The following is a 22,360-nucleotide window of genomic DNA, read 5'->3' as shown; positions in this document are numbered from 1 at the left end:
CCCGCCTCCTGACGTACCGAAATCCGCCTCCTACGTGCTGAAAACGGCCCGTATGCGTCACGTGACGGGACGTCCGTAAGCTCGCAGCGTCAGCAACGCCTCGATGGTGATGACGGGGCGCCACTCCAGGCGCGGTGCGGGAGCCCACGGCCGCCGCCGCAAGGGCCAGCCGCCGTCCGGCTGCTGGGCGTGCTCCAGGAAGTCGAGCGACCGGTCGATCTCCGCGTCGGAGAACCACCGGCGGCCCAGCGACTCCGGCGAACGCGCGAAGTCGTAGGCGAAACGAGCCTCGTCCGCCCCCTCCCAGGGGGCGTCCACGTCCCTGGTGCCCCTGGTGCCGCCGCGTTCCGGGTCGAGTGCGACGAGGTGCTGATCGCGCACCAGCCGCCCCAGCCTGGCCGCCGCCGCCTCGGCACGCGCGCGATCCGGGGCCGAGTCGAGGAACGCGAGTGCCGCCAGCGCCTCGCCCGGATGCGGCTTCTCCAGCGCGTCGACTGCCGCCCAGCAGAAGTCCGTCGCCCTGAAGAGCCATGCGTGCCACACACCGTTGGCGTGCAGCGTGCCGACGACCGGGCCGGTGGCGAGCAGACTTCCCGGCGACCGGTCCGTCGCCGGGAACCACGGCGCGCGCGGGTGCCCGGGCGGTGTCGGACTCACCGTGGGCAGCGCACCGTCCGCGGTCGAGACCGCGGTCAGATAGCGGCACAAGCGCTCCACCCGCTGCCCGGAGCACCGCCCGGTCTCGTCCAGGAGCCGCAACGCGTGAGCGGCGTGCAGGGGTTGACTCGACGGGCCGCGCAGGTCGGGATCGAGCGCGTGTCCGTAGCCGTCGTCGTCGTTGCGGTAGGCGAGCAGTGCGGTCTCCACCGCGTCCGCGTCGCCGTCCAGGAAGTGCAGCGCGAAACGCCGCTGTTCGAGCACGCGCGCGGTCAGCCACACGAAGTGCCCGGCGCGCTCGAGCGCGGATCCCACGGGCCGTTCCGCCGTCTCGTCACGTCCTGCCGCGCGTCCTGCCATGCGCGCACAGTAGGGCGCCCGCGTCGCGCTGCCTACGGCTGCGGCAAGGGTGCACTCGTACGAGACGGTGCGGTGCCGCGGCGGTGGACGCGTGTCCGAAGCGTGATGTGCCGATGGCCGGGAGTCGCTGAAACCGTCACTGCCTCGTGTGGCTGAATGGGAGGATCGGACCGTGCCACGGTGCGCCCGCGCGCGAGGAGTCGTCGAGGCGGGTGACGCGTCGTGGCGCTGGACGGGCGTACGCCGCCGAACGCGAGCGGGGGGTCGCCTCGTCGGTGAACGACGGTCCTGTCGTTGTTCGCGCGGTTAGTGGGACGGTCACCTTGCGTTGGTATCAGGAGCCTTGGATCGCGCAGCTCGCGTTACCCGCCGCTTCCTGCGCGGTCGTCACCTGGATCAGCCTGGTGCGGCGGTTCACCGGCAAGGGGCGTCTGTTCGGCAGTCGCCAAGCGGTCGGACTCGCGCTGTCGGTGACCGGGATGACCTGTGTGATCGCGCTGGGAACCGGCCTGCTGCTGCCGCACGTGGCGCGACTGCCTCCGGTCGCGGTGGGCCTGGTCGCGGGCGCGGGCGTGGCGCCGCGAGGACGCCGGGACGGCGACGTCACCCAGCCGGTCGTGAAGGTCCTCACCCTCGGCGTCGCCTCCCTGCTCGAACGGCTCGAATACCGGCTGATCACCGACTACATGACGTGGGCCGACTCGTTCATGAGCGGCTTCAAGGAACCACGGCAACTGCGCGTCTTCGCCCACGACCTCAAGCTGCACCTGCTCTCCCGCCATGAGGGCAACAAGGCGTTGACCAAAGTGGTCAACGAACGCCACACGGAGGTGGACGGGGCGGTCGGCGCGGTCTTCGCCCTGCTCGACGCCCGGGTGCGGCGGGCCGGCGGCGGGGTGCTGACCGCGCTCGACGTGGACCAGGAATGGCCGGGCGGCCAGCATGAGGAGATCGAGTACCTGAGGGCGTTCGGCGTCGCGCTCGAACGCTGCAAGCAACTGCTGGCCCTGGCCCACGTGCACGGCCGTCGCTCCGACATGGCGACGCTGGAGGCGCTCCGCGACAGGGTGGTCCCTTCGGACGGTTTCGGTTCGTCGTCCGTTCCCGTGCAGCGGGGGCTCTTCGGGCTGGTCAGGGGAGAGCGGGGGTAGGCGGCGCGTTTCCGCTTTTTGGGGGCGGGAGCGGGGGCAGGCTCTCGGGCGTCGGTTTCCAGCCATAGGGCCGCGGCGGTCGGTCACCGTCGCCCGGGCGGCGCCGAAGCGACGGCCTCCTAAGCGGGGCGCCGAAGCGACGGCCCCTAAGCGGGCGGACAGGAGAAGCAGCGCTCCGGCCAGGAAGTCGGGCGCCGAAGCGGCCAGGAGTAGGAGCGGTCCGGCCAGGAAGTCGGGCGCCGAAGCGGCCAGGAGTAGGAGCGGTCCGGGCCGGGAAGTCGGGCGCCGAAGCGGCCGGGAAATAGACGCGAGGCGGCCGGGAAGTCAGGCGTGAAGCGGTCAGGAACCCGTCATGGCGTCGGCCATGGCGTCCGACACGGGGCGGCCGGCGGCCCGCGGTGGGTCGAAGAACTTGATCTCCACACACGCGCCCAGCGCCTCCGCCACGGAGGCCAGGGTGCGCACGGTGAGATTCGCGTCACCGGACAGGATCTGGCTGACGCGCCCGGGGCTGACCCCCATGGCCTTGGCGAGGTCCGCCCTCGTCATCCCGCGTGCCGCGAGGAGCCCCGCGAGCTCCGCCGTGGCCTGCCGCGCCAGCCCACCTCCCGGCAACTCGGCGCAGCCTTCGTCCTTGGCGAACCAGTTCATGCCCGAACCCCCCAACCTCTCCCAACTCACCGTTCCACAGCCCAGGTTGCCTTGATGACAGCATGCCACCTTTAGCTCTGACTAAAGACTCGGCGGACGGAAAATCTCCCGGCGGAACAGCTCCGAAGACGCAGAGAACGCCGCTGACCTGGGTGGATCGCGTCGGATCGAGGTGGTGCGTTTCACAGAGTTCATCCCAATGGGCGGACCGTGCGGGCCGGAGGGCGGGGTGAGCGCGGACGGGGTCCGCCGGCCTCGGGGTCCGGCGTGGGCCCTGCTCGGGGGCGCGATACTGGGGCTATGAAGTTGACGGTCTTCTGGCAGCGGATGCACACACACTTCGGCGAGGCGTACGCGGATTCCTTCGCCCGCGACCACGTGATGTCGGAACTCGGCGGCCGGACCGTGATGCAGGCGTTCGAGGCGGGCTGGGAAGCGAAGAACGTGTGGCGGGCGGTCTGCGCGGCGGTCGACATCCCGGCCGACCGCCGCTGACTCCCGCGGGGTGTTGCGGGGGCTTGATGGGATGGGGCCTGGGGGCCAGGGTCGGGGTGGTCCGGGTCCGTGTGGTCCGGGTCGGGAGTGCCCCCTTGGTCGGGGCTCCTTGGCTGAGGCGGACTGGGCGAGCAGGCTGAACGCGTGGGTTGGACGCGCGGCCCTCAAGGCGCCGGTCAGGCCGCCCGACCGCTCGACAGGCCCTTGGACCCATGGCCCGCGGGCCAGCCCCGCGGGCGTGGCCCGCGGGGAGAGCCCTCGTCCGTCTTCGTCCGCCCTCGTCCTTCTTTCTCTTCCTGCCTCCTCGCCCCTCGGTCCACCAGTCCGCCCGCCACTCCTGCGCCCCCCTGACCTGCGGTTATCGAGTTATCCACAGGGTTCGGCGGGTCGCTTGACACGGAATTCGAACATCCATTCTCATGGTCTGTGCCAGGCCGGTCGTGCCGGTCGGGACCGCCGTCGGGGCGCATTGTCAGTGGCAGGCGCTAGCGTCGGTGGACGTGAAGCGATCGACTCAAGCAAACCGGGTGGAAGCCATGGCAGGGACCGACCGCGAGAAGGCGCTCGACGCCGCGCTCGCGCAGATTGAACGACAATTCGGCAAGGGTGCCGTCATGCGCCTCGGCGAGCGGCCCAACGAACCCATCGAGGTCATCCCGACCGGGTCGACCAGCCTCGACGTGGCCCTGGGCGTGGGCGGTCTGCCGCGCGGCCGCGTGGTGGAGGTCTACGGGCCGGAGTCCTCCGGCAAGACCACCCTCACGCTGCACGCCGTGGCCAACGCCCAGCGGGCCGGCGGAGCGGTCGCCTTCGTGGACGCCGAGCACGCGCTCGACCCCGAGTACGCGAAGAAGCTCGGCGTCGACATCGACTCCCTGATCCTGTCCCAGCCGGACAACGGCGAACAGGCGCTGGAGATCGTGGACATGCTGGTCCGCTCTGGCGCGCTCGACCTCATCGTCATCGACTCCGTCGCCGCCCTCGTGCCCAGGGCCGAGATCGAGGGCGAGATGGGTGACTCGCACGTGGGCCTTCAGGCCCGCCTGATGAGCCAGGCGCTGCGAAAGATCACCAGCGCTCTCAACCAGTCGAAGACCACCGCGATCTTCATCAACCAGCTCCGCGAGAAGATCGGCGTGATGTTCGGTTCGCCGGAGACCACGACCGGTGGCCGCGCGCTGAAGTTCTACGCCTCCGTGCGTCTCGACATCCGCCGTATCGAGACCCTCAAGGACGGCACCGAGGCGGTCGGCAACCGCACGCGCGTCAAGGTGGTCAAGAACAAGGTCGCCCCGCCCTTCAAGCAGGCCGAGTTCGACATCCTCTACGGCCAGGGCATCAGCCGTGAGGGCGGCCTGATCGACATGGGCGTCGAGCACGGCTTCGTCCGCAAGTCCGGTGCCTGGTACACCTACGAGGGCGACCAGCTCGGCCAGGGCAAGGAGAACGCCCGCAACTTCCTCAAGGACAACCCCGACCTCGCCGACGAGATCGAGAAGAAGATCAAGGAGAAGCTGGGTATCGGCGCCAGGACCGACGCCCCGGGCACGGAGCCCGGCGCGGACGCGGCGACCGCGGCCACCGCTCCGGCAGCGGCCGTCCCGGCCCCCGCGAAGACGAGCAAGGCGACCAAGGCCGCCGCGGCCAAGGCGTAAGCCATGACCCGGCGGGCTGAGAACGGCGGCGGGCCCTCCTCCTCGGAGGCGGAGCAGGGACCGCCACGTGATCCCGAGGAGCGGGCCCGGGCGGTGTGCCTCCGCCTGCTCACCGGGACGCCCCGGACCCGCAAGCAACTCGCCGACGCCCTGCGCCGCCGGGAGATCCCCGAAGAAGTGGCGGACCATGTGCTGTCCCGCTTCGAGGACGTCGGACTGATCGACGACACGGCCTTCGCGGACGCGTGGGTGGAGTCCCGTCACTACAGCCGGGGCCTCGCCCGGCGCGCGCTCGCCCGGGAACTGCGCACCCGGGGGGTCGAGTCGGGCGTGATCGAGCGCGCGGTGGAGCAGCTCGACGCCGACCAGGAGGAGGCGACGGCCCGCGCCCTGGTCGACCGCAAGCTGCGCGCCACCCGAGGCCTCGACCGTGACCGGCGCATACGTCGCCTCGCGGGCATGCTCGCCCGCAAGGGCTACGGGGAGGGGCTGGCCCTGAGGGTGGTCCGCCGGGCGCTGGAGGAGGAAGGCGAGGACGCGGAATTCCTCGAGGGGCACCTGCCCGAGTAGGCCGGAGCCGACTGTGAGCTCAGCTGCCTCCGTGAACTTCGCCTCGGAGCTCGCTCGGTGCGGTGACGGGGAGGCCCGCCGCGCGCCAGGACTGGAAGCCGCCAGCGAGGTCGGTGGCCCGGTGCAGGCCGAGTGCCTGGAGGGAGACCGCCGCGAGGCTTGAGGCGTAGCCCTCGTTGCAGATGACGATGGGCGTGATGTCGTGGTCCACCGCCTCGGGGAGGCGGTGCGGGCATTGCGGGTCGAGACGCCATTCCAGCTCGTTGCGTTCGACGACCAGGGCGCCGGGGATCGTGCCGTCACGGTCCCGCAGGGCCGCGTAGCGGATGTCGACCAGCAGGGCGCCCTTCGCGGCGGCGGCCTGTGCCTGATGTGCCGTCAGGCGGGTCAGGCCCTCGCGAGCCCGGGCCAGCAGTTCGTCGATGCCGTGGGGGCGGGGGAGGCTCACCACTCCTCCGGGCGTTCGACGAGTTCGAGGCGCAGGACCTGGCCGCGCCTGCTGTAGCGGCGCATCAGGGGGAGGGGCGGGTAGTAGGCGTGGACCGAGATCGCGTGATGGTCGTCGGAGGCGTTGACGACCTGGTGGACGTGGTGCGGGCCGAAGGCGCGGCCCTGGCCGGGCGGGAGGCTGCGGACGCGGTCGACGTCGGTGGCGAGTTCGAGGGAGAGCCAGCCCGCGCCGGGCAGCGGTACGGAGACGGACTGCTCGGCGAGTTCGCCCGCGGCGGTGACGAACGCGCCGCGGGAGCCGCCGTGGTCGTGCCAGCCCGTCTCGGCCCCCGGAGGCCAGCCGATGAGCCAGGCCTCGCTGCCGCCGGGACCCTCCAGCCGCAGCCAGGTACGGCCCTCGGGATCGAGCGGCAGCCGGCCGACGACGTCGGGGTCGGCGGCGGCGCGGCGGGCGAAGTCGAGGAGTTCGTCGACGGTCGGCGCGGACGAGGGCGTGGACTTCTGCCCGGACGACTGCGCGGACGCGGAAAGAGTGTGCGGCAAGGGGGACCGTCCCGGTGATCGCGAAAGCGCGCGGCAGAGACCGCGCGGCAAGGGTTCAGGAGAACTGGCGCATCAACAGGACGGACGACACACGCAGCCCGCGTAGCGGACGAGGTCCAGGTGGACCCTCCGCACGAGGCGCAGTTCGGTGCCGGTCACGTTTCGGAGTGAACCACGGGCTTCGCCGCAGGGTCAACCAGGAGCCGCCACGGGCGAATCCTTGTCACTGACACGCATTTCGGGCACAACAACCCCGGCCCCGGCGCAGGAGCCGCCTCGGAGCCGCCTAGAAGCCCCCCTGGTGCCAACGCGTCCCCGCGCACGCCCCCCAGGCGCCCCCGCCTCACGCGCCCCCGCGTCGCTCCCCGCCGCTGCCGCTCGCCCCGGCCATGCCCGCGTCGGCGGACGCCGCACCACCCGCCGCACCGGCGGCCGCCTCCCCGTCGCCGCCCTCCGGCGCCCTGTGCTGCGGGGGCCCGCCGCGGGCCAGGTCGGCGTAGGCGTACAGCTCCGCCGGGCGGCAGCCGGTCATCGCGCCGACGAGGTGGCCGTCGGGCCGCACCAGCAGCACGGTGTGCGCGGTGGCGCCCGGGTAGGACTCCGTGACCAGCAGTTCGGTGCGGGTCGGCAGGGCGGCGACGGCGGCCGACAGCTGGGGCATCAGTCCGGCGGTGAGCCAGTGGCGGCTCTCCCAGACGCCGGTGCCGGGAGCGACCAGCACGGCCAGCAGGTCGCGGCCGAGGCGGTCGCGAAGGCGCCCGCGCACGCCGTCCAGATCGATGACCGGCACGTCGTCCACCATCTCCCCGGGCACCCCGGCACCGGGTGCGACCAGCGGCGAGGGCGCCGACTTGCCGCCGCGCGGCGCGGGCAGGACCAGCGGGGAGCGGTCGTAGACCGGGGGAGCGCCGAGCAGTCCGCGACCGAAGGGCGCGTCGGTGAGGAGTTGGGCATGGCGGTTCGCCGGGCCCGACAGCAGCGAGTGGCGCAGGGTGTGCCAGGCGCCGTTGGCCCGCAGCGGGGGCAGGGCCTGGTCGGCGGCGCGCAGCCGGGTGCCGACCGCGCCGCGACGTTCCGCCTGGTAGCTGTCGAGCAGGACGTCGGAGGCGCCGTGGTGCCAGGCCAGAGCGAGTTTCCAGGCGAGGTTGTCGGCGTCGCGCAGGCCCTCCTCCAAGCCCTGGGTGCCCAGCGCGCCCAGCAGGTGGGCGGCGTCGCCGGCCAGGAACGCCCGGCCGGTGCGCCACCGCCGGGCCAGCCGCTGGTGGACCGGGTACTCGGACCAGCCCAGCAGTTCGTACGCCGGGATCGTGCCGTCGCACCAGGCGGACAGGGTCGCGCGGATGCGGGCCACCAGGCCGTCGGGGGTCAGCGGCGCCATGCCGGTCGGCAGGGACCAGTCGAGCCGCCAGACGCCGTCGGGCAGCGGACGGGCGAGGGCCTCGGTGCCGCGTCCGCCGGGCGGGTCGCGGTGCAGCAACGCGCTGCCGGGCTCGGGCAGGGCGACGCGCAGGGCGGCGACGGCGTAGCGGTCGACGGCGGTGCGGCCGGGGAACCGGACGTCGAGCAGTTTGCGGACGGTGGAGCGCGGGCCGTCGCAGCCGACCAGGAACGAGCCGCGCCACCAGGTCTCGGGACCGCCCCCGGTGCCCCGGGTGTGGACGCTGACCCCGTGGTCGTCCTGTTCGATCGCGGTCAGGCGGCAGCCGTGCGCCACCGTGATCAGTTCCTGGCCGGAGAGCGCCTCGCGCAGTCCGTGACGCAGCCGGTCCTGCGCCAGGTGCAGGGGCGAGGGCCCGGCGTCGACGACCTCGGCCTCCTCGCCGGAGCCGTGCGCCAAGTCCGCCACGCCCTCCACACCCGCCACCGGTCCCGCGGTATCGGGACCGGACGAGAAGACCGCCGTGCCGATGACCTGACGTCGGCGCAGCGTCCGCCACGCCGTCCAGCGCGCGGCGTCGGCGTGCACGGCGGTGTAGCCGAGGCGGGCGAGCAGGTCGGCGGTGCGCGGGCGCAGGACGGCGGTGCGTTCCGCGCGCGGTTCGGAGCCCGGGCCCTCCTCATCGAGCAGGACGACGGGAACGTTGTGCCGGGCGAGGCAGAGCGCGAGCGAGAGGCCGGTCGGCCCCGCCCCCGCGACGATCACCGGGTCCATGCCACGTCCTCGGCGCGGGTCTGCGGACGCGTGCGGGCACGCGAGGATGCGGTGGTGGAGGCTGCCCGGCATTCGGTCACATAGCGTATGCAACCCACTGCCGGTGCGTGCGTCAAGCGACGCGAGGTCGTACACCGTCACGTGCCGTCGTCACCTGACGCGGGAGAGCCGCCCGGTCCGGCTGTCGCTGACCAGTGATCAGTTCGCCCTGCGGACACCATTGGTGACGCTGCGTCACATGTGTGACGGTGTCCAGGTGCGGCTGGACGCGCGACCCCGCTGGCTCGCGAAGCACCGGCCGCAGTGGCTCGCAAAGCGCCGACCCCGGCGGCTCGCGAAAGCGCTGGCCATGGCTTGAACGCGCCGCTCCCGTGCCCCGGCGACTCTGCGCTACGCTGCGCGCACCTGGCGTACCCGCTCCCGGGGCCCTCTTGACGCGGCGCCCCGGAATCGGGGTGTATTCGTTGCCGCGGGGGCGTCGCGCGGACGGCGCGGTGACCGTACCGTACCCGGGTCCGCCGTCGTCGCGGCGCCGGAGTGGCCGGAGCGCCGGAGTGGCCGGAGCACCGGAGTGGCCGGAGCACCGGAGTGGCCGGAGCACCGGAACCGCCGAGGCCCTGGAAGCGTCGCAACCGCCGGGGTCGCCCACGCCGGACCCGGCCGCACGACGGACGCGCGCCGGACGACGACGTGGACCGGACGACGACGTGGACCGCAGGACGTGGACCGCAGGACATGGGCCGTAAGACATGGACTGTAAGAAGTGGACGTAAGACGAACGCCCTCACGGGAGGAGAGCCCATGCGGCTGTTGCTGGTCGAGGACGACGACAGGGTCGCCGCGGCGCTGTCGGCCGTACTCGCCAAGCACGGCATCGACGTCGCCCACGCGCGGGGTGGCGAGGAGGCGCTGCGGGCCCTGCTGCCGGACGACGGGCCGCCCTTCGACGTGGTCCTGCTCGACCTCGGCCTGCCGGACCAGGACGGCTTCGAGGTGTGCAGCCGCATCCGGCGCGGCAGCCGCACTCCGGTGATCATGGTGACCGCGCGGGCCGACGTGCGCTCCCGCATCCACGGGCTCAACCTCGGCGCGGACGACTACGTGGTCAAGCCGTACGACACCGGCGAGCTGCTGGCCCGTATCCACGCCGTCAGCCGTCGCAGGGCGGCCGAGGACCGCGACCCGGCGGCAGGCACGGGCGAGACGGAGCCCGCGCGGCGCACCGTGCGTTTCGGGCCGGTCGCCATCGAGACCGCCACGCGGCAGGTCGTGGTGGGCGGCGCGCAGGTGGCGCTGACCCGCAAGGAGTTCGACCTGCTGGCGCTGCTCGCCCAGCGGCCCGGCGTGGTCTTCCGGCGCGAGCAGATCATCAGCGAGGTGTGGCGTACCAACTGGGAGGGCACCGGCCGCACCCTGGAGGTGCACGTCGCGTCGCTGCGCGCCAAGCTCGGGCTGCCCGCGCTGATAGAGACGGTACGAGGGGTCGGTTACCGGCTCGTCGTGCCCACCGACTGACCGGCCCGCCCCGCCGTGCGCTCGCGTCTGCTGCCGCTGCTGCTGGTCCTGATGGCCGCCGTGCTGCTCGCCCTCGGCTTCCCGCTCGCCGCGAGCCTGGCCGCCGCCCAGCAGCAGGACCTGATCATCGACCGGATCGACGACACCGCCCGGTTCGGCGCGATCGCGCAGTACGTGACCACGCGCGGCGACGACGCGGACGGGACGGTCGTCACCGACGAGGGCGAACGGCTCGACACCCTGCGCTCGGAACTCGCCCGCTACGAGGACCTGTACGGCATCAGGGTCGGCGTCTTCTACCGCGACGGCACCGCGATGGCCGCCGCCCCCCGCGACTGGCGCTCCCCGCGCCAGGTCCTCGACGAGGAGCAGTTCCAGGAGGCGCTGGCCGGGCGCCGCAGCCACAACCCGCCGCAGGTGTGGCCCTGGCAGCACAGCCGGATCACCGTCGCCTCCCCGATCGTGCAGGACGGCGACGTGGTCGCGGTCGTGCTCACCGACTCGCCGACCGGAGCCATGCGCTCGCGGATCCTGCACGGCTGGCTGCTGATCGCGGGCGGAGAGCTGGCCGCGACCGCCGTCGCCGTGCTGGCCGCGATCCGGCTGACCGCCTGGGTGCTGCGGCCGGTGCGGGTACTGGACCGGGCCACCCACGACATCGCCACCGGCCGGCTGGCCTCCCGGGTCGCGGTGGCCGGCGGGCCGCCGGAACTGCGGCGGCTGGCGCGCTCGTTCAACGAGATGGCCGACAACGTCGAGGACGTCCTCGAACAGCAACGGGCCTTCGTCGCCGACGCCTCCCACCAGCTGCGCAACCCGCTGTCCGCGCTGCTGCTGCGCATCGAGCTGCTCGGCCTCGAACTGCCGCCGGACAACGCCGAGATGGCCTCCGTACGCGACGAGGGCAAGCGGCTCGCCACCGTGCTGGACGACCTGCTGGGCCTGGCGCTGGCCGAGCACACCGCCGCGGAGCCGGAGGCGACGGACGTCGTGGCACTGGTCGCGGAACGCGTGACGGCCTGGCGTCCGGCCGCCGAGCGCGCGGGCGTCGGCCTCGTCCAGGAGGGCGAGCCCGCGGCGACCGCGTGGGCCGACCCGGTCGCGCTGTCCAGCGCCCTGGACGCGGTGGTCGACAACGCGGTGAAGTTCACGCCCTCCGGCGGCGGGGTGCGGGTGACGGTGACCGGGGACGGCGACACGCTCGCGGTCACCGTCGTCGACGAGGGCCCCGGCCTCACCGACGACGAGCTCAGCCGTATCGGCGACCGATTCTGGCGCAGCACCCGCCACCAGAACGTCGACGGTTCGGGGCTGGGCCTGTCCATCGCCCGGGTGCTGCTCGCGCAGGGCGGCGGCTCGATCGCGTACGCGCCCAACGCGCCGCACGGGCTGCGCGTGACGGTGAGCCTGCCGCGTACGGCACCGGACGAGGCGTGAGGGGGCCGACGCCGGAGCGCGGACAACCGGCGGCCGCTACGGCTTCACCGACAGGTAGTAGCGCCTGGCGCCCTCGTGCAGGGGCAGCGGGTCGGTGTAGATCGCGGTGCGCAGGTCGACCTGCTGGGCGGAGTGCACCACCGCGCCGATGCGGTCGCGGCTGTCGATGACGGCCTCGGTGACGCGTTCCACCAGCGCGGCGTCGGCGCGGTCGGTGGTGATGAGTAAATTCGCCACCGCGATGGTCGGCACCGCCTCGGTGTTGTGCAGGTGGGCGTAGGCGTCGACGGGCATCACGGCCGCCCGGTAGTAGTCGGCCGCGGCGCCCAGTTTGTGCAGCGACTGCACCAGGTCGCCGAGCTGCACGAGTTTGACCGGGTAGTGCGCGGCGAGTTCCTGCACCGCACCGGTCGGGATGCCGCCCGACCAGAAGAACGCGTCCAGCTTGCCCTGCTCCAGCAGCTCCGGCGCGGTGTCGATGCCCGCGGGCACCGCGGTGAAGTCCTTGCCCGGGGTCAGCCCGGCGGCGCGCACCAGCCGCTGGGCGATCAGGTTCACCCCGGAACCGGGCTGCCCCATGCCGACCCGCAGCCCGCGCAGGTCGCGCGCCGAGGTCACCTTCGAGTCCGCCGGCACGATCAGCTGCATGTAGTCGTCGTAAAGCCGCGCCACCGCGCGCAGCCGGGAGCGTTGCGGCCCGTGGTAGTCGGCGACCGCGTCGGCCTGCGCGAACGTGAAGTCGGCCCGCCCCGAGGCCACGTAGTCGATGTTCTGCACCGACCCCTGCGAGGGCAGCAGGTGCACCGAGACGCCCGGCAGGTACTTCGCCAGCACCGGGCCGAGCAGTTGGCCGTACTTGTCGTAGACCCCGCTCTTCACGCCCGTGGCCACCGTGACCGAGGACTGGTGGAAGGCGGGACGGCCGGTCGGCAGCAGCCACCACAGCAGCAGGCCGAGCGCGATCGCGCCGGCGAGCCCGGCCCGCACCGCGCGCCGCCTGGTGAACCTCCCGGAGAACCTCATGGGCCGCGATCCTGCCAGCCGTCACCTGGACGGGGGAAGGCCGACAGCACGTACCCTGGTGCATTGAGATGAGCGCGAAGACATATGAGGTGCGCACCTACGGGTGCCAGATGAACGTCCACGACTCCGAGCGGCTGTCGGGCCTGCTGGAGGACGCCGGGTACGTGCGGGCACCCAAGGACGCGGACGGCGCCGACGTCGTCGTGTTCAACACCTGCGCGGTGCGGGAGAACGCCGACAACCGGCTCTACGGCAACCTCGGGCAGCTCGCGCCCAGGAAGGCCGCCCGCCCCGGGATGCAGATCGCGGTCGGCGGCTGCCTGGCGCAGAAGGACCGCGACACGATCGTCAAGAAGGCGCCCTGGGTGGACGTCGTCTTCGGCACGCACAACATCGGGCAGCTGCCCGTGCTGCTTGAGCGCGCCCGGATCGCCGAGGAGGCGCAGGTCGAGATCGCCGAGTCGCTGGAGGCGTTCCCCTCCACGCTGCCGACCCGGCGCGAGTCCGCCTACGCCGCCTGGGTCGCCATCTCGGTGGGCTGCAACAACACCTGCACGTTCTGCATCGTCCCGGCGCTGCGCGGCAAGGAGAAGGACCGCCGCCCCGGCGACATCCTCGCCGAGGTCGAGGCGCTGGTCGCCGACGGCGTCGTGGAGATCACCCTGCTCGGCCAGAACGTCAACGCCTACGGCTCCGACATCGGCGACCGTGAGGCGTTCGGCAAGCTGCTGCGCGCCTGCGGCGACGTCGAGGGGCTGGAGCGGGTGCGGTTCACCTCGCCGCACCCGCGCGACTTCACCGACGACGTGATCGCGGCGATGGCCGAGACGCCCAACGTCATGCACCAGCTCCACATGCCGCTGCAGTCCGGTTCCGACACCGTGCTGAAGGCGATGCGGCGCTCGTACCGGCAGGAGCGCTTCCTCGGCATCATCGAGAAGGTGCGCGCCGCCATGCCGGACGCCGCCATCTCCACCGACATCATCGTGGGCTTCCCCGGCGAGACCGAGGAGGACTTCGAGCAGACGCTGCACGTGGTGCGTGAGGCGCGGTTCGCGCAGGCGTTCACCTTCCAGTACTCCAAGCGGCCCGGCACCCCGGCGGCCACCATGGACGGCCAGATCCCCAAGGAGGTCGTCCAGGAGCGGTACGAGCGGCTGGTCGCCCTCCAGGAGGAGATCTCCTGGGCGGAGAACAAGAAGCAGGTCGGACGCACCCTCGAAGTCCTGGTCGCCGAGGGTGAGGGCCGCAAGGACGACGCGACCCGGCGGCTGTCCGGCCGCGCCCCCGACAACCGCCTGGTCCACTTCGCGCCCCCCGCCGACCCGGTGCGCCCCGGCGACATGGTGCTGGCCGACATCACCTACGCCGCCCCGCACCACCTGCTGGCCGAGCGGCCCGCGTACGGCGTCCGCCGTACCCCGGCGGGCGACGCGTGGGAGCGCCGCACGGCGGCTCCGGCCGCGCCGCAGGGCGTGATGCTCGGGCTGCCCACGATCGGCGTGCCGCAGCAGGCCCCGGCTCCGGCGGGCGGCTGCGGCTGCGAGTAGCGGCCAAGGGCGGCGGTAGCGGGAGGCCGGGACCGGGCGCGGCCCGAGAGGCGACGTCGTACGCGCCGGGCCTCGCGGGGGTCCCGATAGGCTGGCCCGCATGCTCGTCGCCGCCGCCGTAGTGCCGTGTCCGCCCCTGCTGGTGTCCGAGGTCGCGGCGGGCGCCGCGCACGAGCTGGACGGCCTGCGCGCCGCCTGCGGGGACGCGCTGGGCGTGCTGGCCGCCGCCGCGCCCGACCGCCTGATCGTGCTGGGCCCGGCCGAGCGCTGCGGGCGCGGTCCGCATCCGCAGGGCGCCACCGGGTCGTTCCGCGCCTTCGGGGTCCACCTGGACGTGACGCTCGGCGAGCAGCGCGGGTCCGCCGTGCCCGGCCGCTCCCTGCCGCCGTCGCTCGCGGTCGCCGCCTGGCTGCTGGCCCGGCACCGCTGGCAGGCCGCGCCGGTCGAGGGGCTCGGCGTCGGCGAACCGCTGCCCCAGGAGCAGTGCGCGCAGGTCGGCCGCGAGCTGGCGACGTCAGCGGAACGCGTCGCGCTGCTGATCGCGGGGGACGGAAGCGCCCGGCGCGGCCTGAAGGCCCCCGGCTACTACGACGAACGGGCGGGCGCCTTCGACGCCCGTGCGGCCAAGGCGCTGGGCGAGGCCGACACCGCCGCCCTCGCCGCCCTGGAGGCCGATCTGGCCGCTGAACTGCTCGCGTCGGGCCGGGCGCCCTGGCAGGTGCTGGCCGGTGCCGCCGAGGACGCGGGGCTCAGTGGGCGGCTGCTGTACGACGACGCGCCCTACGGGGTGGGGTACTTCGTGGCCGCCTGGTCCTGAGGCGCGGCGGCGCGACACCAGGGGCGGCGCGATCCGGGCGCCGGCCGGAGCGGGGGACGGAACCCGTGCCGGGACGGAACCCGTGGCGGGGCGGCACGCCGCCGCCAGGGTGTCCGCCCGGAGCCTACTGGCGTGCGCCCTCGCCCGCGTCGCTGTCCGCCGCCTCCCGCGCGGACTGCTGCTTGGGGATCCCGGCCGCCTCACCGGCCCCTTCGCCCTCCGTCCCGCCCGTCTTCGTCGACGTCGAGGCCGCAGCCGCTTCCTCGTCCTCGTCGTCCTCCGGCTCCGGCTCGGCCACCGACTCCTCCGTGACCGGGGCCGCCGCCTCCTCCTTCTCGGCCGCGACGGCCTCGGTGGCCCCGGTCCCGGCCGGAGCCTCCTCACCGGCGGCGGCGACCGCCGCGGACTCCTCCGGCTCGGCGGTCACGGCCTGCGCCTGCGCGCCCTGCTGCCGTGCTCCACGACGGAACCATCCCAAAACACCCATGTACCTACTCCAGACCGTGCTCGTGCGGGGGGAGAATCCGTATCTCCTCCCGAGGCAACGACCGAACGTGTGCCCCGTAACGCCGCTCGATCGGAGTGCGACCCGATATTTGGGAGACTGGGCAGGTGAACAAGGTCGTCCCTCCCTCCAGCGCCCCCCGCGTCATCGCCGTCGTGGGCCCGACCGCGGCCGGCAAGTCCGATCTGGGCACCGCGATCGCCCGCGTCCTCGGCGGCGAAGTGATCAACGCGGACTCCATGCAGCTGTACCGCGGCATGGACATCGGTACCGCGAAGCTCACCGTCGAGGAGCGCGACGGAGTCCCGCACCGTCTGCTGGACATCTGGGACGTCACCGAGGCGGCCAGCGTCGCCGAGTACCAGCGGCTGGCCCGCGCCCACATCGACCGCCTGCTGGCCGAGGGCCGCACCCCGGTCCTGGTCGGCGGCTCCGGGCTCTACGTGCGCGGCGCGATCGACGTCCTGGAGTTCCCCGGCACCGACCCCGAGGTGCGCGCGCGGCTGGAGGACGAACTGGCCGAGCACGGCAGCGGAGCGCTGCACGCCCGGCTGGCCGCCGTCGACCCGAAGGCCGCCGAGACGATCCTGCCCGGCAACGGCCGCCGCATCGTGCGCGCCCTGGAGGTCGTCGAGATCACCGGGCGCCCGTTCACCGCCAACCTCCCCGGCCACGAGTCGGTCTACAACACCGTGCAGATCGGCGTCGACGTGCCGCGTCCGCAGCTCGACGAACGGATCGCCCTGCGGGTGGACCGGATGTGGGACGCCGGTCTCGTGGAGGAGGTCCGCACGCTGGAGAAGGCCGGACTGCGCGAGGGCAGGACCGCCTCGCGGGCGCTCGGCTACCAGCAGGTGCTGGCCGCGTTCGCCGGGGACTGCACGCTGGACGCGGCGCGCGCCGAGACCGTACGCGCCACCAAGCGCTTCGCGCGACGGCAGGATTCGTGGTTCCGCCGCGACCCTCGCGTTCACTGGCTGACAGCCAGCGGAGCGGAACTCGCAGAGCAGGCACTGACGTTGCTCGAACGAGCGGTCACAGCCTGATCACGTGATGGCCACGGGACGCCTCGCCGGGGCTTGACGGCCCCGGCGCCGTGCCATCATCGACCAGCGAGTCACCGTGTCGGACGAGGTGGGAGGGCGTGTGGCGATGGAGGCCGGCCCTCGCAACCGATCGCATCAGGACCAGCGCGACCGCCTCGACGGCGCACGTACCGACCTGTCTCCTTACCCGGAACGCCAGGCCGAAACGGAAGCCGCCCGCGACGACCGGGAACTCGACGGCCTGGACGGCTCGGGCGCGCCGGACGACGACGTACTCGACGCCCTCGACAGCGGGGGACCGGACGCCGACGCACTCGCTCAGGACCCGCTCGACGACAGCGCACTTGACGACGGCCCCCTCGACGGCGACCCGCTCGGCGACGGCGGACTCTCCGACGACGTGCCGGGCGAGGACGTCCCGCCCACCGCGCAGTCCTTCCTCGAACTGCGGCCCCAGCGGCGGCTGCGCATCTGGCAGCTCATCCCCATCGTGGCGCTCGGCGCGCTCGGGTCGCTGATGTTCGCCTTCCCGCTCGCCTTCGAGTTCGGTGACGGCGGCCCGGTCGTCGCCATGCTCGGACTGCTGCTGAGCTGCTGCTCGGCGGGGTGGGCGATCATGGCCGCCCGCCGCGTCGGTTACACCTGGCCGGGACTGCCCGCGCGCGGCTCGGGGGAGCGGCCCGACTGGCGCTTCGTCGCCGGGTACACCGCCCTGGTCGCGCTCGTCGCGCTGCTCGCCGTGTGGCGGGTCGCCCGGCTGCGGTAGCGCCCCCCACCCGCGCCCACCGATCCTCTCCATACCCGCCGTACGACATCCGCGCGCCCGGGCCCGTACGATCGGACGCGTGAACGACGCAGCGCAGGGCCTGCCCTTCCTCAAGGGACACGGCACCGAGAACGACTTCGTGATCATTCCCGACCCGTACGGACGCGTGGAGCTGACCGCGTCCGACGTCGCCCGGCTCTGCGACCGCCGGGCCGGTCTCGGGGCCGACGGGGTGCTGCGCGTCGTGCGCTCCGCCGCGCACCCGGAGGCCGCCCGGTACGCGGACGAGGCCGAGTGGTTCATGGACTACCGCAACAGCGACGGCAGCGTCGCCGAGATGTGCGGCAACGGGGTGCGGGTCTTCGCCCGCCACCTGGAACGCGCGGGCCTCGTGGACGCCGGTGACCTGGTGATCGCCACCCGGGCCGGGGTGCGCCGCGTCCACATCGCCAAGCCCGCCGCGCCCGGCGCGCCCGGCGACATCACCGTCGACATGGGTACCGCGGCGCTGCCCGGCGGCGACGTCACCGTGAGCGTCGGCGAGCGCTCCTGGCCCGCGCGCAACGTCAACATGGGCAACCCGCACGCGGTGGCCTTCGTCGCCGCCCTGGACGAGGCGGGACACCTGCTGGACGCCCCCGGCGTGGCCCCGGCGACCGCTTATCCGGAGGGCGTCAACGTGGAGTTCGTGGTCGACCGCGGCCCGCGCCACGTCGCCCTGCGGGTGCACGAGCGCGGCTCGGGCGAGACGCGTTCCTGCGGCACCGGCGCCTGCGCCGTGATGGTCGCCGCGGCCCGGCGCGACGGACTGGACCCGGCGGTCACCGGCGAACCCGTCACGTACGTCGTGGACGTGCCCGGCGGCCGCCTGGCGATCACCGAACGGCCGGACGGCCGGGTGGAGATGACCGGTCCCGCGGTGATCGTGGCCGAGGGCACCGTCGACACCGCGTGGCTGCGCGGATGACGTTCCGCCGGACGCCGGCGGTGTTCGGGTCCCAAGGGGACAGGTTCCCTCCAACGGGTGATCCATCTCACGCTCGGCGAGAGGCCGACAGCGGCGCGTGGTGGGCTCGATAGCATCAAGCACCGGCGCGGCATCCAGCCCGCCGCCGGTGAACGCTGCCGGAGGTGCCCGATGAGCGCAGACAACGCGACCGACGCCGTGTCCGCCGCCGCCGTCACCCGGGGGAACGAGCGCAGGCGCGGGCTGTCCCGCATGGACCTGCGCCGGCTCGGCCGGGCCGCCCTGCTCGGGGCGACCGCCACCCGGGACCGCCTGCCCGACGCCATCGAGCACGTCGCCAAGGTGCACCGCGGCCACCATCCGCGCGCCGATCTCGACATCCTGCGCCGCGCCTACGTGCTCGCGGAGTCCTCGCACCGCGGCCAGACGCGCAAGAGCGGCGAGCCGTACATCACCCACCCGCTCGCCGTCACCCTGATCCTGGCCGAACTCGGCGCCGAGACAACGACGTTGACGGCCTCTCTGCTGCACGACACGGTCGAGGACACCGAGGTGACACTCGATCAGGTCGGCGCGGAGTTCGGGGCCGAGGTGCGCTACCTCGTCGACGGCGTCACGAAGCTGGAGAAGGTCGACTACGGCGCCGCGGCCGAGCCGGAGACCTTCCGCAAGATGCTGGTGGCCACCGGCAACGACGTGCGCGTGATGTCCATCAAACTCGCCGACCGGCTGCACAACATGCGCACCCTCGGCGTCATGCGCCCGGAGAAACAGGCGCGCATCGCCAAGGTCACCCGCGACGTGCTGATCCCGCTCGCCGAACGCCTGGGCGTCCAGGCCCTCAAGACCGAGCTGGAGGACCTGGTCTTCGCCATCCTCCACCCCGAGGACTACGCCCGCGCCAAGGAGTTGACGGCCGCCCACGCCGCGCTCCCCGATCCGCTGGAGCGGGTCGCCGACCAGGTGCGCGCCGTGCTGCGGGAGGCGGGAATCGCGGCCGAGGTGGTCATCCGCGCCCGGCATGTGCTGTCGGTGCACCGGGTACGGATCAAGCGCGGCGGGGAGCCGGGCGGCAGCGACTTCGGACGGCTGCTGGTGCTGGTCGGCGAGGACGCCGACTGTTACGCGGTGCTGGGCGAGTTGCACACCTGCTTCACCCCGGTGATCTCGGAGTTCAAGGATTTCATCGCCGCGCCGAAGTTCAACCTCTACCAGTCGCTGCACACCGCGGTCGCCGACCGCGACGGCGCGATCACCGAAGTCCTGGTCCGCACCCGGCAGATGCACCGGGTCGCCGAGGCAGGCGTCATCGCGCTGGGCAACCCGTACGCGCAGCAGCCCGGGCAGGGCGAGCCGGAGGAGTCGGCGGTCGCCGTTCCCTCCGACGACCGCGCCGTGCCCGAGGGCGAGCGCGACGACCCCACTCGGCCCGGCTGGCTCTCACGGCTGCTGGAGTGGCAGCGCGACGCCTCCGACCCGGACACCTTCTGGAACGCGCTGCACGACGAACTCGCCCAGGACCGCGAGATCACCGTCTTCTCCGCCGACGGCGGCACCATCGGCCTGCCCGCCGCCGCGACCTGCGTGGACGCCGCCTACGCGCTGCACGGCGAGGCCGCCCACTCCTGTGTCGGCGCCCGGGTCAACGGACGCCTGGTCTCGCTCGCCACCGCGCTGCGCGACGGCGACACCCTCCACCTGCTGATGGCGGCGGGCTCCACGCCGTCCGCCGACTGGCTCGACCACGTGCGCACCCCCGCCGCCCGCATCGCCATCACCCGCTGGCTGACCGCCCATCCGCCACTGGGGGCGACCGGCCCCGAAGCTCAGGAAGCCGCGGAAGCCGTCGAGGCCGCCGAGGCCGACGGCGCCCACGCCGCGCCCGCGCACGCCGCCGCGGTACCCCACGGGGACGCCGGAGGGATCGCGGAGCCGGTCGCGGTGACCGACGTACCCGGCGCGGCGGTACGCCTCGCCCGCTGTTGCACGCCGGTGCCGCCCGACGCGGTCACCGGCTTCGTCATTCGCGGCGGCGCCGTGGCCGTGCACCGCGACGAGTGCCCGGCCGTGGCCCGGATGCGCTCGGCGGGCCGCGTCCCGCAGGCGGTCAGCTGGCGCGGGGGAGCGCCCGCCGCCGGATACCGGGTCACGCTGCGCGCCGAGGCGCTGGGCCGCCCCCGGCTGCTCGCCGACCTGACCGAGGCCATCTCCGCCGAGGGCGTGGGCATCGTCTCCGCCGCCGTCGAACCCCCGCAGGAACAGCGGGTCCGGCACACGTACACGGTCGAACTGCCCGAGCCGGGCTCCCTTCCCGACCTGATGCGCGCGATGCGCCGGGTCCCCGGGGTCTACGACGTCTACCGCACCCAGCGCCAGGCCGCGACCGCCTGAGCCGCTTCCCCGGCCTCCGCCGGGCTCCCGCCCTCCGCGATCCGCCGCCGCCCACCGCCACCTGCCGGACCCCGCCTGATCCGATCGGATGCGGGCGGCCGCGCCCCAGGCGCGTCACGCCCGCGCATCGCGCGCCCCGCTGATAGCCGTGGACGCATGACCCGATCCGCCGCACGCCGGGCCGCCGCCACCGCCACCGCGTTCCTCGCCGCCGCCGTCCTGACCGCCGCCCAGCTGCCGCAGCCCCCGCAGCCCGGGATCGGCGACCGGCTCTACCCGAAGGTCGGCGACCCCCGCTACGACGTCACCGCGTACGACCTGACCTTCGACTACCGCGGCGCGGGTCGTCCGCTGGACGCGGTGACCCGGATCCGCGCCCGCGCCAGGACCGCGCTGACCGGCTTCCACCTGGACTTCACCCGCGGCACCGTGCGCTCGGTCGGCGTGGACGGCGCGCCCGCGCGCTTCCGGCTGTCCGGCGGGCGGCTGCTGGTCACGCCCGCGCACCGGGTGCCGCGCGGTGGCCCACTGGACGTCATCGTCCGGCACACCAGCGACCCGGGCGGGCCCGCCGACGACGGGGGCTGGGTGCGCACCCCGGACGGCCTGGCCCTGGCCGACCAGGCGGAGGCGGCCCGCCGGGTCTTCCCCTGCGACGACCACCCCTCCGACAAGGCCCGCTTCACCTTCCACGTCACCGCGCCGCGCGGCTACACGGTGGTGGCGAACGGACTGCCCGTCGGACGGCCGCACGCCACCGCGGGCGGCGTCACCTGGACGTACCGCACCGCGCACCCGATGGCCACCGAACTGGCCCAGATCTCCATCGGACACTCCGCCGTCCTGCGCGCCACCGGCCCCGAGGGGCTGCCGGTGCGCGACGTGGTCGGCGCGGCCGACCGCATCCGGCTGGCGGCCCGCGCCGCGCTGGTGCCCGGGCAGATCGCCTGGATGGAGCGGCAGGTCGGCCGCTACCCGTTCGAGACGTACGGGATCCTCAGCGTCGACACCTCCACCGGCTTCGAGCTGGAGACCCAGACGCTCTCGCTCTTCGAACGCCGCGTCCTGCTCGCCCCGGCGTCCTTCGCGGCACCGCTGATGGTGCACGAGCTGTCCCACCAGTGGTTCGGCGACAGTGTCACCCCCGCCGACTGGTCCGACCTGTGGCTCAACGAGGGACACGCCACCTGGTACGAGTGGCGCTACCGCGCCGAGGTCGAACACGGCCCCTCCCTGGAACAGCAGGCCCGCACCGCCTACCGCCGCGACGCCGCCAACCGCGCCGACGACGGACCGCCCGCCCGCCCCAAGCGCCCCGGCTCCGGCCAGCTGGGCATCTTCCGCGACAACGTCTACGACGGCGGCGGCCTGGTGCTGTACGCGTTGCACCAGGAGATCGGCGACCGCGCTTTCCGTGCTCTGGAGCGCGCCTGGGTCACCCGCTACCGCGACGCCAACGCCACCACGGCCGACCTCATCGCCCTCGCCTCCCGGGTCAGCGGCCGTGACCTGCGCGGATTCCTCGACCCCTGGCTCTACGGCGACCGCACCCCGCCGATGCCCGGGCACCCGGACTGGCGCACCGACCCGGCCCGCTAGCAAACCCGGGTGACGGGCCCGACGCACCGTGCGACCATCGTGCGGGCGACGACGCGGGGC

20 protein-coding genes are annotated in these 22,360 nt (G+C 73.6%); 13 read left to right on the top strand and 7 right to left on the bottom strand.

The window, feature by feature from the left end:
* Positions 1–57: 57 nt before the first annotated feature.
* Positions 58–1,017 (bottom strand): hypothetical protein, encoded by a 960-nt coding sequence (locus K7472_RS20450; protein WP_222979948.1) that lies wholly within the window; start codon positions 1,015–1,017, stop codon positions 58–60.
* Positions 1,018–1,340: 323 nt separating this feature from the next.
* Here K7472_RS20450 and K7472_RS20445 point away from each other — a divergent pair, with 323 nt between their 5' ends.
* Positions 1,341–2,168, top strand: a complete 828-nt coding sequence (locus K7472_RS20445) for a hypothetical protein (protein ID WP_222979947.1) — start codon at positions 1,341–1,343, stop codon at positions 2,166–2,168.
* 339 nt (positions 2,169–2,507) lie between these two features.
* Here K7472_RS20445 and K7472_RS20440 read toward each other — a convergent pair whose 3' ends face one another.
* On the bottom strand, positions 2,508–2,819 hold the full coding sequence (locus K7472_RS20440) for a helix-turn-helix domain-containing protein (RefSeq protein WP_222979946.1): 312 nt from the start codon (positions 2,817–2,819) through the stop codon (positions 2,508–2,510).
* 300 nt (positions 2,820–3,119) lie between these two features.
* Between K7472_RS20440 and K7472_RS20435 the strand changes: the two genes are divergently transcribed.
* The 3 genes from K7472_RS20435 to recX all read left to right on the top strand — a co-directional run bounded on the left by K7472_RS20435 (position 3,120) and on the right by recX (position 5,539).
* A complete protein-coding gene (locus tag K7472_RS20435; protein ID WP_222979945.1) occupies positions 3,120–3,314 on the top strand; it encodes a DUF3046 domain-containing protein in 195 nt (64 codons plus the stop codon).
* Positions 3,315–3,850: 536 nt separating this feature from the next.
* Positions 3,851–4,969, top strand: coding sequence for a recombinase RecA (recA, locus tag K7472_RS20430; RefSeq protein ID WP_222979944.1), 1,119 nt, complete (start codon positions 3,851–3,853; stop codon positions 4,967–4,969).
* Positions 4,970–4,972: 3 nt separating this feature from the next.
* The gene (gene recX, locus K7472_RS20425; RefSeq protein WP_222979943.1) at positions 4,973–5,539 is read left to right on the top strand and encodes a recombination regulator RecX; all 567 of its coding nucleotides are present in this window, start codon (positions 4,973–4,975) and stop codon (positions 5,537–5,539) included.
* A 19-nt stretch (positions 5,540–5,558) separates the two neighbouring features.
* Here the strand turns inward: recX and K7472_RS20420 are convergent, their stop codons facing one another.
* From K7472_RS20420 to K7472_RS20410, 3 genes are all read right to left on the bottom strand, one after another.
* A complete protein-coding gene (locus tag K7472_RS20420; protein WP_308013999.1) occupies positions 5,559–5,987 on the bottom strand; it encodes a rhodanese-like domain-containing protein in 429 nt (142 codons plus the stop codon).
* On the bottom strand, positions 5,984–6,532 hold the full coding sequence (locus K7472_RS20415; RefSeq protein WP_222979941.1) for a cupin domain-containing protein: 549 nt from the start codon (positions 6,530–6,532) through the stop codon (positions 5,984–5,986). The genes K7472_RS20420 and K7472_RS20415 overlap by 4 nt, the downstream gene beginning before the upstream one ends.
* Before the next feature lie 343 nt (positions 6,533–6,875).
* On the bottom strand, positions 6,876–8,684 hold the full coding sequence (locus tag K7472_RS20410; RefSeq protein ID WP_222979940.1) for an FAD-dependent monooxygenase: 1,809 nt from the start codon (positions 8,682–8,684) through the stop codon (positions 6,876–6,878).
* An 801-nt stretch (positions 8,685–9,485) separates the two neighbouring features.
* Here K7472_RS20410 and K7472_RS20405 point away from each other — a divergent pair.
* Both K7472_RS20405 and K7472_RS20400 read left to right on the top strand, forming a co-directional pair.
* Entirely contained in the window at positions 9,486–10,199 is a 714-nt protein-coding gene (locus K7472_RS20405; protein WP_222979939.1) for a response regulator transcription factor, read from the top strand.
* A gap of 15 nt (positions 10,200–10,214) precedes the next feature.
* Positions 10,215–11,636 (top strand): sensor histidine kinase, encoded by a 1,422-nt coding sequence (locus tag K7472_RS20400; protein ID WP_222979938.1) that lies wholly within the window; start codon positions 10,215–10,217, stop codon positions 11,634–11,636.
* A gap of 36 nt (positions 11,637–11,672) precedes the next feature.
* On the opposite strand, the gene K7472_RS20395 is transcribed toward K7472_RS20400, so the two are convergent.
* Positions 11,673–12,659, bottom strand: a complete 987-nt coding sequence (locus K7472_RS20395; RefSeq protein ID WP_222979937.1) for a TAXI family TRAP transporter solute-binding subunit — start codon at positions 12,657–12,659, stop codon at positions 11,673–11,675.
* 68 nt (positions 12,660–12,727) lie between these two features.
* On the opposite strand from K7472_RS20395, the gene miaB reads away from it, so the two are divergent.
* Together miaB and K7472_RS20385 are read left to right on the top strand one after the other, a co-directional pair.
* Positions 12,728–14,209, top strand: coding sequence for a tRNA (N6-isopentenyl adenosine(37)-C2)-methylthiotransferase MiaB (gene miaB / locus K7472_RS20390; protein ID WP_222979936.1), 1,482 nt, complete (start codon positions 12,728–12,730; stop codon positions 14,207–14,209).
* 100 nt (positions 14,210–14,309) lie between these two features.
* The gene (locus tag K7472_RS20385; RefSeq protein WP_222979935.1) at positions 14,310–15,026 is read left to right on the top strand and encodes a class III extradiol dioxygenase subunit B-like domain-containing protein; all 717 of its coding nucleotides are present in this window, start codon (positions 14,310–14,312) and stop codon (positions 15,024–15,026) included.
* A gap of 124 nt (positions 15,027–15,150) precedes the next feature.
* Here the strand turns inward: K7472_RS20385 and K7472_RS20380 are convergent, their stop codons facing one another.
* Positions 15,151–15,513, bottom strand: coding sequence for a hypothetical protein (locus tag K7472_RS20380; RefSeq protein ID WP_222979934.1), 363 nt, complete (start codon positions 15,511–15,513; stop codon positions 15,151–15,153).
* A gap of 125 nt (positions 15,514–15,638) precedes the next feature.
* On the opposite strand from K7472_RS20380, the gene miaA reads away from it, so the two are divergent.
* The 5 genes from miaA to K7472_RS20355 all read left to right on the top strand — a co-directional run bounded on the left by miaA (position 15,639) and on the right by K7472_RS20355 (position 22,300).
* Positions 15,639–16,577 (top strand): tRNA (adenosine(37)-N6)-dimethylallyltransferase MiaA, encoded by a 939-nt coding sequence (gene miaA, locus K7472_RS20375; protein ID WP_222979933.1) that lies wholly within the window; start codon positions 15,639–15,641, stop codon positions 16,575–16,577.
* 100 nt (positions 16,578–16,677) lie between these two features.
* A complete protein-coding gene (locus K7472_RS20370; RefSeq protein ID WP_372458003.1) occupies positions 16,678–17,343 on the top strand; it encodes a hypothetical protein in 666 nt (221 codons plus the stop codon).
* 79 nt (positions 17,344–17,422) lie between these two features.
* Positions 17,423–18,310 (top strand): diaminopimelate epimerase, encoded by an 888-nt coding sequence (gene dapF / locus K7472_RS20365; RefSeq protein WP_222979932.1) that lies wholly within the window; start codon positions 17,423–17,425, stop codon positions 18,308–18,310.
* A 171-nt stretch (positions 18,311–18,481) separates the two neighbouring features.
* Positions 18,482–20,701: a RelA/SpoT family protein gene (locus K7472_RS20360; RefSeq protein ID WP_222979931.1), complete on the top strand. Its 2,220-nt coding sequence runs from the start codon at positions 18,482–18,484 to the stop codon at positions 20,699–20,701.
* 156 nt (positions 20,702–20,857) lie between these two features.
* On the top strand, positions 20,858–22,300 hold the full coding sequence (locus K7472_RS20355; protein WP_222979930.1) for a M1 family metallopeptidase: 1,443 nt from the start codon (positions 20,858–20,860) through the stop codon (positions 22,298–22,300).
* Positions 22,301–22,360: the final 60 nt, after the last annotated feature.

It is taken from the genome of Streptantibioticus parmotrematis (assembly GCF_019890615.1).
Lineage (GTDB): Bacteria > Actinomycetota > Actinomycetes > Streptomycetales > Streptomycetaceae > Streptantibioticus_D > Streptantibioticus_D parmotrematis.
The sequence above is the reverse complement of the archived record's forward strand: the minus strand, read 5'-3'. Positions and strand labels throughout refer to the sequence as shown.

Excerpts from the sequence above, each read along its gene's own strand:
- K7472_RS20450 (WP_222979948.1), bottom strand. The coding sequence starts at position 1,017 with ATGGCAGGACGCGCGGCAGGACGTGACGAGACGGCGGAACGGCCCGTG.
- K7472_RS20440 (WP_222979946.1), bottom strand. The coding sequence starts at position 2,819 with ATGAACTGGTTCGCCAAGGACGAAGGCTGCGCCGAGTTGCCGGGAGGT.
- K7472_RS20435 (WP_222979945.1), top strand. The coding sequence starts at position 3,120 with ATGAAGTTGACGGTCTTCTGGCAGCGGATGCACACACACTTCGGCGAG.
- recA (WP_222979944.1), top strand. The coding sequence starts at position 3,851 with ATGGCAGGGACCGACCGCGAGAAGGCGCTCGACGCCGCGCTCGCGCAG.
- recX (WP_222979943.1), top strand. The coding sequence starts at position 4,973 with ATGACCCGGCGGGCTGAGAACGGCGGCGGGCCCTCCTCCTCGGAGGCG.
- K7472_RS20410 (WP_222979940.1), bottom strand. The coding sequence starts at position 8,684 with ATGGACCCGGTGATCGTCGCGGGGGCGGGGCCGACCGGCCTCTCGCTC.
- K7472_RS20405 (WP_222979939.1), top strand. The coding sequence starts at position 9,486 with ATGCGGCTGTTGCTGGTCGAGGACGACGACAGGGTCGCCGCGGCGCTG.
- K7472_RS20395 (WP_222979937.1), bottom strand. The coding sequence starts at position 12,659 with ATGAGGTTCTCCGGGAGGTTCACCAGGCGGCGCGCGGTGCGGGCCGGG.
- miaB (WP_222979936.1), top strand. The coding sequence starts at position 12,728 with ATGAGCGCGAAGACATATGAGGTGCGCACCTACGGGTGCCAGATGAAC.
- K7472_RS20385 (WP_222979935.1), top strand. The coding sequence starts at position 14,310 with ATGCTCGTCGCCGCCGCCGTAGTGCCGTGTCCGCCCCTGCTGGTGTCC.
- K7472_RS20380 (WP_222979934.1), bottom strand. The coding sequence starts at position 15,513 with ATGGGTGTTTTGGGATGGTTCCGTCGTGGAGCACGGCAGCAGGGCGCG.
- K7472_RS20360 (WP_222979931.1), top strand. The coding sequence starts at position 18,482 with ATGAGCGCAGACAACGCGACCGACGCCGTGTCCGCCGCCGCCGTCACC.
- K7472_RS20355 (WP_222979930.1), top strand. The coding sequence starts at position 20,858 with ATGACCCGATCCGCCGCACGCCGGGCCGCCGCCACCGCCACCGCGTTC.